We start from the raw sequence: 14,979 nt of genomic DNA, 5'->3' as shown, positions 1-14,979 counted from the left end.
TGGGCTCGCAGTAGGAAAGAGAAATCACTCGGGAAAGAAGGCCAGCACGTCGCGCAGGCTGCTGCCGCGACGCGTGGGCTCGGTGTCCAGCGGGTCCAGCGGCAACCCGGCACGGTTGACCCACAGCGTGGTGTAGCCGTACCAGGTGGCGCCGATGGCGTCCCAGCCGTTGCTGGATACGAAAAGAATCTGGCGCGCGGGCAACTGCAGCGCCTGCGGACCCAGCGCGTAGGCGGCCGGATCGGTCTTGAAGCGGCGCACCGCGTGCACGGACAGCAGCGGATCTATCAGGTCGCTGAAGCCCGCGCTGCGCAGCGCCACGCCCAGCATCTCCGGATCGCCGTTGCTCAGGATGCCCGCGCGTATGCCGCGCTCGCGCAGCGTGCGCAGCACTTCCATGTTCTCGGGGAAAGCGCTGAGGTGGCGGTACTGGTTCATCAGCCGCTCCTCGTCGGCCGCCGACAGCGGCAGGCCCAGGCGCTGCGCCGCGAAGCGCAAGCCGGCGCGGGTGAGGTCCCAGAAGGGCTGATAGCGCCCGCTCATGGTCAGCAGCCGCGTGTACTCGATCTGCTTGTCGCGCCACAACTGCGCCAGCGCCTCGCCGCGGCCGGCGAAGAGCTGCTCGGCCGCCAGCGAGACGCTGTAGACGTCAAACAGCGTCCCGTAGGCATCGAAAAGCACCGCGCGCGGCGTGACGGAGGCATCCATGCCTGAAATTTATTCCATCAGATTGAATACATTAAGAACTGAATTTGCTAAAGATTCGTGACTTCCGCGCAAAGATGCTGCCGACACTGCGGCACGCTCCTCACCATTGCTTCTGTTTCAATCATGAGTGACTGCCTAATTTGCGTTTATTACGCCGCTGGCATGCACCAGTTTTGACCATGGACCGTCTCAAGCAGATCGAATCCTTCGTCGCCGTGGCCACCAAGGGCAGCCTCACCGCCGCGGCGCAGGCTGAAGGCGTGGCCCCGGCCGTCATCGGCCGGCGCATCGATGCGCTGGAGGAGCGCTTGGGCGTCAAGCTGCTGTTGCGCACCACGCGGCGCATCACGCTCACGCACGAGGGCAGCGCCTTCCTGGAGGACGCGCAGCGGCTGCTGGTGGACCTGGCCAACGCCGAGGCCAGCGTGAGCGCCGGGGGCGTCAAGGCCAGCGGCCACCTGCGCATCACGGCGCCGGCGGGCTTTGGCCGACGCCACGTCGCGCCGCTGGTGCCACGCTTCCTGGCCCAGCATCCGGAGGTGAGCCTGTCGCTCAACCTCAGCGACCGGGTGGTGGACATCGTCAACGAGGGCTACGACTGCGCCGTGCGCGTGGGTGACCTGCCCGACTCCAGCCTGGTGAGCGTGCGCCTGGCCGACAACCGCCGCCGCTGCGTGGCCGCGCCGCAGTACCTGCGCCGCGCGGGCGTTCCGCAGCACCCCTCGGAGCTGCAGCGCCACGAGTGCCTGACGCTGAGCTCCGAGGCCAGCCAGACGCGCGGCTGGGCCTTCGTGGTGGACGGCGCGCTGCTGCACCTGCGCCCAAGCGGGCGGCTGGACTGCAGCGACGGCCAGGTGCTGCACCAGTGGTGCCTGGCCGGCCTGGGCCTGGCTTGGCGCAGCACCTGGGAAGTGGAGGCGGAGATGGCGCGCGGCACGCTGGTGAGCGTGCTGGACGAATTCGCCGCGCCGCCCAACGGCATCTACGCCGTGTTCCCGCAGCGCCGCCACCTGCCGCTGCGCGTGCGGCTGTGGATCGACTTCCTCAAGCACAGCTGGGGCGACCCGCAGTACTGGCAATCGGCCGCGGGCTGAAGCCGCGGCGGCCTGGCGGCCTGCGGCGGCCATGAAAAAGCCCGGCGGTGCCGGGCTGTCGGTTGGGCGACGGCGGCGGCCGTCACGCCTTCTTGCTCAGGCACTCCTTCATGAAGGCCTTGCGCTCGTCGCCCTTCTTGCCATCGGCCTGGGCGTTGCATGCCTTCATCTTGCTTTGCTGGGCGGTGGAGGCGTCCGACTTGGCAGAGAGGCATTCCTTCATGAAGGCCTTGCGCTCGTCGCCCTTCTTGCCATCGGCTTGGGCGTTGCATGCCTTCATCTTGCTTTGCTGCGTCGTGGGTGCCTTCTCGGCGGCCTTGTCGGTCTTGGCCGCGGGATCAGCCGCGGGGTCGGCCGCGTGGGCGGCGAAGGCGCAGGCGGCCAGCAGCCAGGCCAGCGGGGCTTTGGTCATTGGGCTCTCCTTCCTCGGTGCGCGGCGACGGGCCGCGGGGCATTGAAGCACGCTGGCGCCGCGCCGCCACTGGGCACAAGTCCGCAGGCGATTTCCCTCAGACGATGCGCCGCGGGTGGGCCAGCGCCTCGTGCGCGGCATGCAGCCGCCGCACCAGCACGCGGATGAAAGCCGCATCGAAAAGCTGCCGCGTGCTGGCGCTGAGCTGCTGCAGCGTGTCCGGCGTGAAGCTCACGGTGACGCTGGGCTGCGTCACCAGCACGTCGGAGCTGTAGGTGCGCAGCTCGGGGCTGGGAGCGAGGTAGGCCATCTCGCCCACCGAAGTGCCCGCGCCCAGCCGCGCCGTGACCTCGCCGTCGCGCAGCACGTCCACCTCGCCCTGGGCCAGGATGTGAAAGCTCGTTCCCTGCTGCCCCTTGCGGTAGAGCGCGTGCCCGGCCGGGAAGCGCTGCCAGCGCGCGCGGTGCACCACTTCCCACAGTGCCACGTCGTCGAACTCGCCGAAGAACTCCAGCGTGCGCAGCAGGTTGAAGCGCTCGGAATCCAGCGGCCCCTGCAGCCGCCCAAGCGGGATGAGCCGCTGGGACACCAGCTCGGCCAGGCGCTGCGCGAAGGCGTCCCAGTCGGCCGGGCGCTGCTGCGGCCGCTTGGCCAGCGCGTCGCGCACCAGCGACTCCAGCGCCGCAGGCACGCCCTCGCGCAGCGAGGCCAGCGGCGGCGGCTCGGCCGTGTAGATCTGCGCCATCAGCGCCGCCTGCGTGGGCGCCTCGAAGGGTGGGCGGCCGCTGATGAGGTGGTAGAGCACGGCGCCCAACGAGTACATGTCCGCGCGCGCGTCCAGCGCCACGCCGTCGAGCTGCTCGGGCGACACGTAGGACAGCGACCCCACGCGGAACACCTGCGTGCGGTCCGATTCGAGCTGCAGCGCGCTGCCGAAGTCGCTGAGCTTGATGTCCACCACCTGATCGCGCTGCAGTTGCGCCAGCACGTTGGCCGGCTTGACGTCGCGATGGATGAAGCCCTGGCGGTAGACGTAGCCCAGCGCCATGGCGCACTTGAAGCCGATCTCCACGATCTGCTCCAGCGACAGCAGCCGGTGCGGGCTGCAGAAGTGGCGCAGCGTGGTGCCGCTGACGTACTCCATCACCAGGTAGGGCGAGACCGGGTCCGGCACCGCGTCCAGGATCTGCACCACGTTGGGATGCTGCAGCTTGCCCACCAGCGCCGCCTCGGCGGCGAAGTAGCGCGCCTGCAACTGCGGCGAGGCGGCGTCGGCGCCCAACAGCGTGGCCGGGTGCACGCGCTTGATGGCGACGTCGCGGCCCTGGAAGTCGTCGCGGGCGAGGAACACCTCGCTGGTGGCGCCTTCGCCCAAGCGGGCCAGCACGCGGTATTTGCCTATGGCCGCGGGCAGCGGCGCGGCCGAGGGGGCGACGGGAGCTTGGGCGGACATGGCCGGGCCATTGTGGCGCTGCGCGGCGGGGGTGCGGACCCCGCCTCGTAGAATCGGCCGATGATCCAAGCCAAGCAGGAGCTGCTCGCCGCGCTGCGCGCAGCCGTCGCAGAACTCGGGGCCGACGTGCCCGCGCAACTCAGTTTCGAGTCTCCCAAGCAGGCCTCGCACGGCGACCTGGCCGTCACCGCCGCCATGGCGCTGGCCAAGTCGCTCAAGAAGAACCCGCGCGAGCTCGCCCAACAGCTCGTCCAGGCGCTGCAGGCCCAGCCGGCCGTGCAGCGCTGGGTGCAGGCGGTGGAAATTGCCGGGCCGGGCTTCATCAACCTGCGCCTGGCGCCCGCGGCCAAGCAGCAGGTCGTGGCTGAGATACGGGACGGTGGCGAGGGCTTCGGCCGCAAGGCCGCCAACGGCCAGCGCGTGATGGTGGAGTTCGTCTCCGCCAACCCCACCGGCCCGCTGCACGTGGGCCATGGCCGCCAGGCGGCGCTGGGCGACTCCATCTGCAACCTGTTCGAGGCGCAGGGCTGGGACGTCACGCGCGAGTTCTATTACAACGACGCCGGCGTGCAGATCGGCACCCTGGCCGCCTCCACGCAGGCGCGGCTGCAGGGCTTGAAGCCCGGCGACGAACAGTGGCCCGATGCCGCCTACAACGGCGACTACATCGCCGACATCGCCGCCGACTTCCAGGCCGGCAAGACCGTCACCGCCGACGACCGCGCCTTCACCGCCTCTGGCGACCCCGCGGACCTCGACAGCATCCGCCAGTTCGCCGTGGCCTACCTGCGCCACGAGCAGGATCTGGATCTGCAAGCCTTCGGGGTGCGCTTCGACAACTACTTCCTGGAATCGAGCCTGTACACGACGGGCAAGGTGCAAGAAGCGGTGCAAAAGCTCATCGACGCCGGCAAGACCTTCGAAGAGGGCGGCGCGCTGTGGCTGCGCTCCACGGACTACGGTGACGACAAGGACCGCGTCATGCGCAAGTCCGACGGCACCTTCACGTACTTCGTGCCCGACGTCGCGTACCACATCAACAAGTGGGGACGGGGCTTCACCAAGGTCGTGAACATCCAGGGCAGCGACCACCACGGCACCATCGCGCGCGTGCGCGCCGGGCTGCAGGCCGCGGGCGTGGGCATTCCGCAAGGCTTCCCCGACTACGTGCTGCACAAGATGGTCACGGTCATGAAGGGCGGCCAGGAGGTCAAGATCTCCAAGCGCGCCGGCAGCTACGTGACGCTGCGCGACCTCATCGACTGGACCAGCCGCGACGCGGTGCGCTTCTTCCTCATCAGCCGCAAGGCCGACACCGAGTTCGTCTTCGACGTGGACCTCGCGCTCAAGCACAGCGACGAGAACCCCGTCTTCTACGTGCAGTACGCCCATGCGCGCATCTGCTCGGTGCTGGCGCAGTTCGGCCGGGACGTGCCCGCCGATGCCGACCTCTCGCTGCTGGCCGCTCCCACGGAGCTGGCGCTGATGATGAAGCTCGCCGAGCTCCCGCAGGTGCTGGAGCGCGCCGCGGCCGACCTCGCGCCGCACGACATCGCCTTCTACCTGCGCGACGTGGCCGCCGCCTTCCACAGCTACTACGCGGCCGAGCGCTTCCTGGTCGATGACGTCGCGCTGGCCGGCGCGCGCATGGCGCTGCTGTCGGCCACGCGCCAGGTGCTGCGCAATGCGCTGGCGCTGTTGGGCGTGTCGGCGCCGCAGTCCATGCAGCGCGGTGAAGAGGCCGCTGCCGAGCAGCCATGAAGCGCTACCAGAAGGGCGGCTTCGGCCTGGGCATCATCATTGGGCTGCTGGTCGGCCTTGGGCTGGCGCTGGGCGTAGCGCTGTACGTGACCAAGGTGCCCGTGCCCTTCGTGGACAAGGTGCCGCAGCGCACGCCGGAGCAGGAGGCCGCCGAGGCCGAACGCAACAAGCGCTGGGACCCGAACGCCCCGCTGGCCGGCAAGCGCCCGCCCGTGCCGCCGGTGGAGCAGCCGGCCACGCCGCCGGCGCCGGACAACGGCGGCGTCGCGCCGCTGCCTTCCACGCCGACGACGCCGGCCGAGCCCCCTCGCGGCACGGCCACGGCCCCGGCCGTGCCGCCCGCGCCGCAGGCTCCGGCCACCCCCGCCGAGCGCCCGCGCGCTTCCACGACGCCGGCCACGCCCGCGCAGCCGCCGGCGGCCAAGTCCACGCGCGACCCCGCGGCCATCCTCTCCGGCGGCGACACGGCCACGCCGCCGTCGGTGACCAATCCTTCAACTTCTTCGTCGTCGCGGTCCACCCGCGCCGAGGCTGATGCGTTCACGTATTTCGTTCAGGTGGGCGCCTTCTCCCGCGTGGAAGACGCGGAACAGCAGCGCGCGCGGCTGGCGATGCTGGGCTACACGGCCCGCGTCACCGAGCGCGAGCAGTCCGGCCGCACCGTCTTCCGCGTGCGCCTGGGCCCCTATGAACGCAAGGAAGAGGCCGAGATGACGCAGGACCGCCTGCGCGGCAGCACCATCGAATCGGCCCTGGTGCGCGTGGAGCGTTGAGCGCCAGGAGACAACCGGCATACATCCCGGCCGCGCGGGCCGCATCCCCCGCTGCGGCCGCTGAATCGAGGAATACCCGCACATGAAACGTCGTGAATTCAGCTCCGCCCTCGTTCTGGCCGGTCTGGCCCTGGGCGCCACGCCCGCCGCGCGGGCGCAGGGCGGCTTCGTCGAAGGCAAGGACTTCGTGAAGCTGGCCACCCCGGTGCCCGCCGGCACGCCGGGCAAGATCGAAGTGGTCGAGTTCTTCTGGTACGGCTGCCCGCACTGCAACGCCTTCGAGCCCCAGCTCGACGCGTGGAGCAAGAAGGTGCCCGCCGACGTGGCCTTCCGCCGCGTGCCCGTGGCCTTCACGGCGCTGCACGAAACGCACGCCAAGCTGTTCTACGCGCTGGAGGCCATGCAGCAGGTCGAGGCCATGCACCGCAAGGTCTTTGCCGCCATCCACCAGCAGCACAAGCGCCTGGACAAGGAGGCCGACATCGTCGCCTTCGCCACCGAGAACGGCCTGGACGGCGCCAAGTTCGCGGAAACCTTCAAGTCCTTCGGCGTGGCCACCAAGGTGCGCCAGGCCAAGGCGCTGTCCGAGGCTTACAAGATTGACGGCGTGCCCTCCCTGGGCGTGCAGGGCCGCTTCTTCACCTCCGGGTCGCTGGCCGGCTCCAACGAGCGGGCCCTGGCCGCGACCGAATACCTCATTGGCGTCGTGCGCAAGACCGGTTGAGCACTTACCAGCCCCGGCCGTGACAAGCTGCCGGCTGCGGGCTTTTCCCGACCAAGCCGCGCGTGAGCGACACGCGGGGCACGAACTGTGGCTAGAATGGCCTGCAAGTTTCGTGCCCTTATGAGCCCACACCGCCTTCTTACCCTTTGCATGAGCGCCGCGCTGGCCCTGGCCGGCGGCGCTGCCCAGGCCGACAAGGCCGACCGCAACCAGCCCCTGGTCATCGAGGCCAACAAGCCGGGCACGGTGGACATGCAAAAGCAGGTCGTGGTCTTCAACGGCAACGTGGTGGTGACGCAGGGCACCATGCGCATCACGGCCGAGCGCATGGAGCTGCGCGAGGTGGGCGAGGGCCACCGCACCGCCGTCGCCCTGGGCGTGCCGAGCACGCAGGCCTACTTCCGCCAGAAGCGCGAAGGACTGGACGAGTTCATCGAAGGCAACGCCGACCGCATCGACTACGACAGCCGCAGCGACCTGGTCAAGCTCACCGGCAACGCCAAGGTGCGCCGCCTGCGCGGCAGCACCACCGCCGACGAGATCACCGGCAACCTCATCACCTACGACAACCGCGCCGAGCTTTTCAACGTGGCCGGCGACAACGCCGCCGGTGGCCGCGTGCGCGCAGTGCTGACCCCGCCGCCCCCGGCCGCGTCCGGCGCCGCCGCCGGCGGCTCGCGCTGATGAACGCCGCCATCAACGCCGTGGCGGACACGCAGCCCGCCGACAGCCGGCTTGAAGCCCACGGGCTGCAAAAGCGCTACGGAGCGCGCCAGGTCGTCAAGGAAGTGCACCTGGCCGTGGGTGCGGGCGAAGTGGTTGGGCTGCTGGGCCCAAACGGCGCGGGCAAGACCACGACCTTCTACATGGTGGTGGGCCTGGTGCGCGCGGATGCCGGGCGCATCCTCATAGACGGGCAGGAGGTGCAGGAGCGCCCCATCCACCAGCGCTCGCGGCTGGGCCTGTCCTACCTGCCGCAGGAGGCGTCCATCTTCCGCAAGCTCACGGTGGAAGAGAACGTGCGCGCCGTGCTGGAGCTGCAGCTCGACGCGCAGGGCCGCCCGCTCAAGCCCGCGGCCATCAGCGAGAAGCTGGAGTCGCTGCTGGACGAGCTGAGCATAGAAAAGCTGCGCCACAGCCCGGCGCCAGCGCTCTCCGGCGGCGAGCGCCGCCGCGTGGAGATCGCCCGCGCGCTGGCCACGCAGCCGCGCTTCATCCTGCTGGACGAGCCCTTTGCCGGCGTGGACCCCATTGCCGTGATCGAGATCCAGCGAATCATCGGATTTCTCAAGGCACGCGGCATTGGCGTGCTCATCACCGACCACAACGTGCGCGAGACGCTGGGCATCTGCGACCGCGCCTACATCATCAGCGAGGGGCGGGTGCTGGCCGAAGGCACGCCGCTGGAGATCGTCGAGAACGCCGACGTGCGCAAGGTCTACCTCGGCGAGCACTTCCGGATGTGAACGAAATCAACGCCATGCAGTTGGGGAAGCCATGAAACCGTCCTTGCAAGTCCGGCTGTCGCAGCACCTGGCGCTCACACCCCAGCTCCAGCAGTCCATACGGCTGCTGCAGCTCTCCACGCTGGAGCTGCACCAGGAAGTCGAGCAGATGCTCGAACAAAACCCCTTCCTGGAAACCGACGACGACGGCGTGCCGGCCTACGAGCAGGCGCTGGACCGCGCCGCCGCGCCTGAGCGCACCAGCAGCGACGCCGCCACCGAACGCGCCGAGCGCGACGACACCGACGGCCGCGACGACGCCGACGTGGGCGGCGTGGACAGCGCCGAGTTCGGCGCCACCGAGCGCGAGGACTGGGAAAACGGCACCGAGCGCGACGACTTCGACGGCATCCGCGAAACGCCGGCCAGCGCCGGTGCCAGCGGCGACGAGGATTTCGAGCCCCAGGAGCGCGGCGGCGGCGGGCTGTCGCTGCAGGAGCACCTGCGCGCGCAACTGCTGGGCATGCGGCTCTCCGCCGAGGACGCCGCCGCGGTGCACGTGCTCATCGAGTCGCTGGACGAGGACGGCTACCTCGCCGACCCGCTGGAGGAGATCGCCGCGCAGCTTGTCCCCGGCGAGGGCGAGGAGCTGGAGGAGCAGCGCGAGGACCTGCTGGGCCGTCTGCGCTGCGCGCTGCGCTGGCTGCAGAGCATGGAGCCCACGGGCGTGGGCGCGCGCGGCCTCTCCGAGTGCCTGGTGCTGCAGTTGCAGACGCGGCAGCCCTGCGCGGCGCAGGCCGTGGCGCTGGCCGTGTGCCGCGAACACCTGGAGCTGCTGGCGCGGCGCGACACGCGCCGCCTCATGGCGCTCACCCATGCCGACGAGGACACGCTGCGCGAGGCGCAGTCGCTCATCCGCGGCTGCGAGCCCAAGCCGGGGCGGCCCTTCACGCGGGCCGAGGCCAACATCGTCGTTCCCGACGTCATCATCCAGAAGGCCGGCCGCGGCTGGAAGGTGGTGCTCAACCCGGACGTGATGCCCAAGCTGCGCATCAACGACCTCTACGCCCAAGCCATTCGCGGGCAGCGCAACGGCTCGGGCTCGGGGCTGTCGGCGCGGCTGCAGGAGGCGCGCTGGTTCATGAAAAACATCATGCAGCGCTTCGACACCATCCTGCGCGTGTCCACCGCCATCGTGGAGCGGCAAAAGGCCTTCTTCACCCACGGCGAGATCGCCATGAAGCCGCTGGTGCTGCGCGAGATCGCCGACGAGCTGGGCCTGCACGAGTCCACCATCTCGCGCGTGACCACGGCCAAGTACATGGCCACGCCCTACGGCACTTTCGAGCTCAAGTACTTCTTCGGCTCCTCGCTCAACACCGATGCCGGCGGCAACGCCTCCAGCACGGCGGTGCGGGCGCTGATCAAGCAGTTCATCAGCGCCGAGGACACCAAGAAGCCTCTCTCCGACAGCCAGCTCAGCGCCATGCTGGAGGAGCAGGGCATCCAGGTGGCACGGCGCACGGTGGCCAAGTACCGCGAAGCGCTCAAGATCGCGCCGGCCAACCTGCGCAAGGAGCTGTAAGCCCTAGGGCGTGCGCCGCGAATCCGCGGCCGTGCGCATTGCCGTTTGCCGCCGGCCCGGCCGCCCGCGCCGCGGGTGGCCTGCCGGCCCTGATCATTTCCCGGGCTGCCGAGGCAGCCCATCCCGGCCGCAGGCGTGGCCGGGCGCTGTTGCCGAGGTTTGCCGCATGACCGCCGCTGCTGTTCTTTTCCTGCCCTGCGCCGCCGGCGTGGAGCCGCTGCTGGCCGACGAGGTGCGGCGCATCACCGCGCTGGACGAGCGCGACATCGAGACGCTCCGCGGCGGCGTGCGCGTGCACGGCGACCTGCGCGTGGCCATGCAGCTCAACCTGCACAGCCGCCTGGCGCAGCGCGTGCTGCTGGAGCTCGTCTGGGGCCCCTATCACGACGAGCAAGACCTCTACGACATGGCACGCAGCGTGCCGTGGGAGGAATGGATCACGCCGCGCCAGACGCTGCGCGTGGACAGCACGGCGCAGCGCTCGCCGCTGCGCAGCCTGAACTTCGCCAACCTGCGCATCAAGGACGCCGTGTGCGACGTGATGCGCGAGCACGCGGGCGAGCGCCCAAGCGTGGACACGCGATTCCCCGACCTGCCGCTGGCCCTGCACCTGAGCCCCGAGCAGGCCATGCTGTACGTGGACCTCTCCGGCGAGGCGCTTTTCAAGCGCGGCTGGCGCGAGGTGCAGGGCGAGGCGCCGCTGAAGGAGACGCTGGCCGCGGCCATGCTGGCCGCCGCCGGCTGGCAGGGCCGCGAGGGCGACGCGCCGCTGCTGGACCCGTGCTGCGGTGCGGGCACCATCGCCATCGAGGCGGCGCAACTGGCCTGCGGCGTGGCGCCGGGCTCGCTGCGCCGTTTTGCCTTTGAGCGCCTTGGACCTTTCCGCGAGCTGCTGCCGCAGTGGCGCGAGCTGCAGCAGGCCGCGCGCGCGGCGGTGCACGCGCCGAAAGTCGAGGTGTTCGCCGGCGACGTGGCCTTCCGCATGACGGACTTCGCCACCCGCAACGCCGAGCGGGCCGGCGTGGCCCACGCCATCCAGTTCAAGACCGCCGACGCGCTGCAGCGCCCGGCGCCGGCCGACGCGGGCGTGCTCATGCTCAACCCGCCCTACGGCGAGCGCCTGGCGCCCAAGGGCCAAGGCCAGGCGCCGGCCGCGGCGCGCGAGAGTTTCGAGGGCGGCGGCTCCTCCTCGGCCTTCTTCTCCGGGCTGGCCTCGCACTGGAAGCGCCAGTACGCCGGCTGGACCGCCTGGGTGCTGACGCCGGACATGAAGCTGCCCTCGCTCATGCGGTTGAAGGAAAGCCGCCGCGTGCCCATGTGGAACGGCCCCATCGAGTGCCGGCTGTTCCGGTTTGACCTCGTGGCCGGCTCGGCGCGGCGCGAGGCGGACGCCAATCCGCCCTCAGGCGAATAAGCCGCAGCCCACCGTTTGCCGACTGTTCACTCACGTGCCCGTTGGGCCCCCATTGAATGGGCGGCATTGTTCAGATTTCTGAACGATGCACCCTGCAAGACGGTCGGACCCTGCCGCGGTTCTGCGCGCGATTTGTAGGAGGCCTTGCTGCCCGCCGGCTCAGCCCGCGGCGACGGCGGCCACGCCCAGCCAGGACAGGGCGGCCAGCGGCGCCGTGTCGGCGCGCAGCACGCGGCTGCCCAGCGTCACGGGCTGGAAGCCGTGGTCGCGCACGGTGGCTTCCTCCACCGCGGAGAGGCCGCCTTCCGGGCCGCTGAGCAGCGTCAGCGGCTGCGCCGCGGGCTGCGTCACCACGCGGGGCAGGGGCTGCGTGTCCGGGCCCAGGCTGAGCACCAGGCGCTGTGCGGGCTCGGGGTCGAGCTGCAGCCACTCGTGCAGCGTGCGCATGGGCAGCAGCACGGGCACGCGGTTGCGGCCGCACTGCTCGCACGCGGCCTCGGCCACGGCCTGCCAGTGCGCCACCTTGCGCGCGGCGCGCTCGTCGGCCAGGCGCAGCACGGAGCGCTCCATGAGCAGCGGCTGTATGGCGGCCACGCCCAGCTCGGTGGCCTTCTCGACGAGGGAGTCCATGCGGTCGTTGGCCGGCACGCCCATCGCCAGCGTCACCGCCATGGGCAGCTCGCGCTCCAGCGCCACGTGCTGCAGCACCTGCACGCTCACCGAGCGCTTGCCCATGTGCAGCACCTGCGCGCGCCACTGGCCGCCGCGGCCGTCAAAGAGGGTCACTTCCGCGCCCGGCTGCAGCCGCAACACTTGAACGTGCCGGGCCGCGCTGTCGGGCAAATCGATTTCCGCACCGGCCGAGATCGCCAGCGCCACATGCATTCGAGGATTCATCGCGGCGCAAGTGTGCCCCAGTCGCGGGGCCGGGCACGCCAATCCCGGCCCTAGCATGACGGCCCTTGTCCAGAAGCAATGACCCGGAGGATGCGCATGAGTTTGGATGCACCGACGACCCTGTCCGGTCTGCTGGTGGGCGTCGTGGTTGGCCTCACCGGCGTGGGCGGCGGCGCGCTGATGACGCCCATCCTGGTGCTGGTCTTCGGCATCGCGCCGCAGACGGCCGTGGGCACGGACCTGCTGGTGGCCGCCGTCACCAAGCTCTTCGGCGTGGCCGTGCACCAGCGACACGGCACGGTGGACTGGCAGATCGTTCGCCGCCTGGCCTTAGGCAGCCTGCCCGCGGCGGCGCTGACGCTGGCGTGGATGCAGTGGTCCGGCGCGGAGCGCGTGGGCGACGGGCTGATCATCAAGGCCGTGGCCGTGGCGCTCATGATCACGGCCGTGGGCATGCTGCTGAAGTCCTGGCTGCACCAGGTGGGCAAGCGCGAGCGCATCAAGCGGCCGCAGTGGTTCCGGCGGCTGCAGCGCTGGCTGACCTCAGTGGCCGGCGCCGTGCTGGGCGTGCTGGTGACGCTGACCTCCATTGGCGCCGGCGCCCTGGGCACGGTGATGATGGTCCACCTCTACCCGCTGCGCATGAACTCGCACAAGCTGGTGGGCACGGACCTGGCGCACGCCATCCCGCTGGCGCTGATCGCAGGCCTGGGCCACCTGCTCATAGGCAACGTGGACACCACGCTGATGACCAATCTGCTGCTGGGCTCCGTCCCCGGCGTGCTGCTGGGCTCGCTGGTGGGCACGCGGCTGCCGATGAAATTCGTGCAGGGCGCGATTTCAATCGTGCTGGTGCTCGTGGGCGTGAAGATGCTGATGCATTGAGCCGATCCGGCGCAATCGCCGTCAGGAACCGACTTTTTGCGGCGGCTGCACGTCCCGCAGCTCGCGGCGCAGCACCTTACCCACGGGCGACTTGGGCAGGTCGCTGCGGAACTCCACCACCTTGGGCCGCTTGTAGCCGGTGAGGTTGGCCTCGCAGAAGCCGCGCACCTGCTCCTCGGTGAGGGCCGGGTCCTTCTTCACGATGAACACCTTCACCGCCTCGCCCGCGCGGCCGTCGGGCACGCCCACCGCGGCGCACTCCAGCACGCCGGGCAACTGCGTGAGCACGTCCTCGACCTCGTTCGGATAGACGTTGAAGCCGCTCACCAGAATCATGTCCTTCTTGCGGTCCACGATGCGGAAGTAGCCGCGCTCGTCCATGGTGCCGATGTCGCCGGTACGGAAGAAGCCGTCGGCAGTCATGGCCTTGACGGTCTCGTCCGGGCGCTGCCAGTAGCCGGCCATGAGCTGCGGGCCGCGTATGGCGATTTCCCCGGGCTGGCCCGCCGGCACGGGCTGGCCGGCGTCGTCCAGCAGCGCCAGCTCGGTGTTGGGCAGTGGCAGGCCAATCGTGCCGTTGAACTGCGTGCTGTTGACCGGGTTGCAGGACACGGACGGCGAGGTCTCCGACAGCCCGTAGCCTTCGACGATGGGGCAGCCCGTCTTCTCCAGCCACAGCCGCGCCGTGGCCTGCTGCACCGCCATGCCGCCGCCCACGCAGATCACGAGGCGGCTCCAGTCCACGCTGGCGAAGTCCTTGTGGTTGGCCAGCGCGTTGAAGAGGGTGTTGACGGCCGGGAAGCTGTGGAAATGCTCCTTGGACAGCGTCTTGAGCAGCGCGGGCAGGTCACGCGCATTGGGAATGAGGATGACGCGCCCGCCCACGCGCAGCGTCAGCAGCGCAATCGTTGAAAAACCGAAGATGTGATAGATGGGCAGCGCGCACACCACGCCCACCTGCTCGCCGGCCGGAATGCGGTGCAGCGCCGGCCGGTACCAGGCCTCGGACTGCAGGATGTTGGCCACCAGGTTGCGATGCAGCAGCACCGCGCCCTTGCTCACGCCGGTGGTGCCGCCGGTGTACTGCAGCACCGCGACGTCGTCGGGGCCGATCTCGACGGGCTTGAAGGCCTGGCGCCGGCCCTGCGCCAGCGCATCTTTGAAACGCAGCGCGCCGGGCACGGAGTAGGGCGGCACCATCTTCCTGACGCGGCGCACCACGTGGTTGACCAGTGCGCCCTTGAGCCAGCCCAGTAGGTCGCCCATGGCCGCCAGCACCACGGTGCGCAACTGCGGCAGCTTGGGCAGCGCGTGCTCCAGCGTGGCGGCGAAGTTTTCCAGCACCACGATGGCGCGGGCGCCGGCGTCGCGCAGTTGGTGTTCCAACTCGCGCGCGGTGTAGAGCGGGTTGACGTTGACGACGATACAGCCCGCACGCAGCGCCCCGGCCAGCACCACCAGGTACTGCGGCGTGTTGGGCAGCATGATGGCTACCCGGTCGCCCTTGCCCAGGCCTTGCGCCTGCATGAAAGATGCGAACGTCATGGACAGCTCGTCGAGCTGCCCGTAGTCGAAAGCCGTGCCCATGAACGTGCACGCCGGCAGGGCGCCGTGGCGCTGGAAGGCGTCTTCCAGCAGCGCCACCAGGGACGGGTACAAGGCCGTGTCCACCTCCGCCGGCACGCCTTCGGGGTACTGCTTCAACCAGATTTTTTCCATGTGCCGCGAGGGGTCGTAGTCGAAAGCATTCTGGCCCCGCCCCGTGGAGCGGGCATGAGGGGATTCGATAGCGATGCCGGCAGCGGGTTCCGGCTGCCGTGCGGGCAGC

The 14,979-nt window shown here is 70.0% G+C and carries 14 protein-coding genes; 9 read left to right on the top strand and 5 right to left on the bottom strand.

Translation table 11 applies throughout. The annotated features are described in order from the left end of the window. Nucleotides 1–24 precede the first annotated feature (24 nt). Complete coding sequence (locus SM757_RS28205; RefSeq protein ID WP_066338011.1) at nucleotides 25–708, bottom strand: haloacid dehalogenase type II; 684 nt, start codon at nucleotides 706–708, stop codon at nucleotides 25–27. Between the two features lie 179 nt (nucleotides 709–887). On the opposite strand from SM757_RS28205, the gene SM757_RS28200 reads away from it, so the two are divergent. Further along, entirely contained in the window at nucleotides 888–1,802 is a 915-nt protein-coding gene (locus SM757_RS28200; protein WP_066338010.1) for a LysR family transcriptional regulator, read from the top strand. Between the two features lie 82 nt (nucleotides 1,803–1,884). Here the strand turns inward: SM757_RS28200 and SM757_RS28195 are convergent, their stop codons facing one another. Both SM757_RS28195 and SM757_RS28190 read right to left on the bottom strand, forming a co-directional pair. After that, complete coding sequence (locus SM757_RS28195; protein WP_066338009.1) at nucleotides 1,885–2,214, bottom strand: PsiF family protein; 330 nt, start codon at nucleotides 2,212–2,214, stop codon at nucleotides 1,885–1,887. A gap of 97 nt (nucleotides 2,215–2,311) precedes the next feature. Next, a complete protein-coding gene (locus SM757_RS28190) occupies nucleotides 2,312–3,667 on the bottom strand; it encodes a serine/threonine-protein kinase (protein ID WP_066338008.1) in 1,356 nt (451 codons plus the stop codon). Between the two features lie 60 nt (nucleotides 3,668–3,727). Here SM757_RS28190 and argS point away from each other — a divergent pair, with 60 nt between their 5' ends. The 7 genes from argS (at nucleotide 3,728) to SM757_RS28155 (ending at nucleotide 11,369) form a co-directional block, all read left to right on the top strand. Next, nucleotides 3,728–5,428 (top strand): arginine--tRNA ligase, encoded by a 1,701-nt coding sequence (gene argS / locus SM757_RS28185; RefSeq protein WP_066338007.1) that lies wholly within the window; start codon nucleotides 3,728–3,730, stop codon nucleotides 5,426–5,428. Further along, nucleotides 5,425–6,201 carry an SPOR domain-containing protein gene (locus SM757_RS28180; RefSeq protein ID WP_066338005.1) on the top strand — a complete coding sequence of 259 codons (777 nt, stop codon included), beginning with the start codon at nucleotides 5,425–5,427 and terminating at the stop codon, nucleotides 6,199–6,201. Before argS ends, SM757_RS28180 begins: the two co-directional genes overlap by 4 nt. An 82-nt stretch (nucleotides 6,202–6,283) precedes the next feature. Further along, on the top strand, nucleotides 6,284–6,925 hold the full coding sequence (locus tag SM757_RS28175) for a thiol:disulfide interchange protein DsbA/DsbL (RefSeq protein ID WP_066338004.1): 642 nt from the start codon (nucleotides 6,284–6,286) through the stop codon (nucleotides 6,923–6,925). 150 nt (nucleotides 6,926–7,075) lie between these two features. Then, complete coding sequence (gene lptA, locus SM757_RS28170) at nucleotides 7,076–7,609, top strand: lipopolysaccharide transport periplasmic protein LptA (RefSeq protein WP_169805938.1); 534 nt, start codon at nucleotides 7,076–7,078, stop codon at nucleotides 7,607–7,609. Next, entirely contained in the window at nucleotides 7,609–8,391 is a 783-nt protein-coding gene (lptB, locus tag SM757_RS28165; protein ID WP_066338002.1) for an LPS export ABC transporter ATP-binding protein, read from the top strand. Before lptA ends, lptB begins: the two co-directional genes overlap by 1 nt. A 31-nt stretch (nucleotides 8,392–8,422) precedes the next feature. Further along, nucleotides 8,423–9,955: an RNA polymerase factor sigma-54 gene (locus SM757_RS28160; RefSeq protein WP_322467904.1), complete on the top strand. Its 1,533-nt coding sequence runs from the start codon at nucleotides 8,423–8,425 to the stop codon at nucleotides 9,953–9,955. Nucleotides 9,956–10,121: 166 nt separating this feature from the next. Beyond that, the gene (locus SM757_RS28155; RefSeq protein WP_322467903.1) at nucleotides 10,122–11,369 is read left to right on the top strand and encodes a THUMP domain-containing class I SAM-dependent RNA methyltransferase; all 1,248 of its coding nucleotides are present in this window, start codon (nucleotides 10,122–10,124) and stop codon (nucleotides 11,367–11,369) included. A 159-nt stretch (nucleotides 11,370–11,528) separates the two neighbouring features. On the opposite strand, the gene SM757_RS28150 is transcribed toward SM757_RS28155, so the two are convergent. Beyond that, nucleotides 11,529–12,254 carry a 16S rRNA (uracil(1498)-N(3))-methyltransferase gene (locus SM757_RS28150; RefSeq protein ID WP_238455824.1) on the bottom strand — a complete coding sequence of 242 codons (726 nt, stop codon included), beginning with the start codon at nucleotides 12,252–12,254 and terminating at the stop codon, nucleotides 11,529–11,531. Between the two features lie 108 nt (nucleotides 12,255–12,362). On the opposite strand from SM757_RS28150, the gene SM757_RS28145 reads away from it, so the two are divergent. Further along, a complete protein-coding gene (locus tag SM757_RS28145) occupies nucleotides 12,363–13,151 on the top strand; it encodes a sulfite exporter TauE/SafE family protein (RefSeq protein WP_066338043.1) in 789 nt (262 codons plus the stop codon). A 21-nt stretch (nucleotides 13,152–13,172) separates the two neighbouring features. Here SM757_RS28145 and SM757_RS28140 read toward each other — a convergent pair whose 3' ends face one another. Further along, nucleotides 13,173–14,870, bottom strand: coding sequence for a long-chain-fatty-acid--CoA ligase (locus tag SM757_RS28140; RefSeq protein ID WP_322467917.1), 1,698 nt, complete (start codon nucleotides 14,868–14,870; stop codon nucleotides 13,173–13,175). Between the last annotated feature and the right edge of the window lie 109 nt (nucleotides 14,871–14,979).

It is taken from the genome of Azohydromonas lata (genome assembly GCF_034427735.1).
Lineage (GTDB): Bacteria > Pseudomonadota > Gammaproteobacteria > Burkholderiales > Burkholderiaceae_C > Azohydromonas > Azohydromonas lata.
The sequence above is the reverse complement of the archived record's forward strand: the minus strand, read 5'-3'. Positions and strand labels throughout refer to the sequence as shown.

What these genes read in the sequence shown, in the direction of transcription:
- SM757_RS28205 (WP_066338011.1), bottom strand. Translation starts at nt 708, where the DNA reads ATGGATGCCTCCGTCACGCCGCGCGCGGTGCTTTTCGATGCCTACGGG.
- SM757_RS28200 (WP_066338010.1), top strand. Translation starts at nt 888, where the DNA reads ATGGACCGTCTCAAGCAGATCGAATCCTTCGTCGCCGTGGCCACCAAG.
- SM757_RS28195 (WP_066338009.1), bottom strand. Translation starts at nt 2,214, where the DNA reads ATGACCAAAGCCCCGCTGGCCTGGCTGCTGGCCGCCTGCGCCTTCGCC.
- SM757_RS28190 (WP_066338008.1), bottom strand. Translation starts at nt 3,667, where the DNA reads ATGTCCGCCCAAGCTCCCGTCGCCCCCTCGGCCGCGCCGCTGCCCGCG.
- argS (WP_066338007.1), top strand. Translation starts at nt 3,728, where the DNA reads ATGATCCAAGCCAAGCAGGAGCTGCTCGCCGCGCTGCGCGCAGCCGTC.
- SM757_RS28180 (WP_066338005.1), top strand. Translation starts at nt 5,425, where the DNA reads ATGAAGCGCTACCAGAAGGGCGGCTTCGGCCTGGGCATCATCATTGGG.
- SM757_RS28175 (WP_066338004.1), top strand. Translation starts at nt 6,284, where the DNA reads ATGAAACGTCGTGAATTCAGCTCCGCCCTCGTTCTGGCCGGTCTGGCC.
- lptA (WP_169805938.1), top strand. Translation starts at nt 7,076, where the DNA reads ATGAGCGCCGCGCTGGCCCTGGCCGGCGGCGCTGCCCAGGCCGACAAG.
- lptB (WP_066338002.1), top strand. Translation starts at nt 7,609, where the DNA reads ATGAACGCCGCCATCAACGCCGTGGCGGACACGCAGCCCGCCGACAGC.
- SM757_RS28160 (WP_322467904.1), top strand. Translation starts at nt 8,423, where the DNA reads ATGAAACCGTCCTTGCAAGTCCGGCTGTCGCAGCACCTGGCGCTCACA.
- SM757_RS28155 (WP_322467903.1), top strand. Translation starts at nt 10,122, where the DNA reads ATGACCGCCGCTGCTGTTCTTTTCCTGCCCTGCGCCGCCGGCGTGGAG.
- SM757_RS28150 (WP_238455824.1), bottom strand. Translation starts at nt 12,254, where the DNA reads ATGCATGTGGCGCTGGCGATCTCGGCCGGTGCGGAAATCGATTTGCCC.
- SM757_RS28145 (WP_066338043.1), top strand. Translation starts at nt 12,363, where the DNA reads ATGAGTTTGGATGCACCGACGACCCTGTCCGGTCTGCTGGTGGGCGTC.
- SM757_RS28140 (WP_322467917.1), bottom strand. Translation starts at nt 14,870, where the DNA reads ATGGAAAAAATCTGGTTGAAGCAGTACCCCGAAGGCGTGCCGGCGGAG.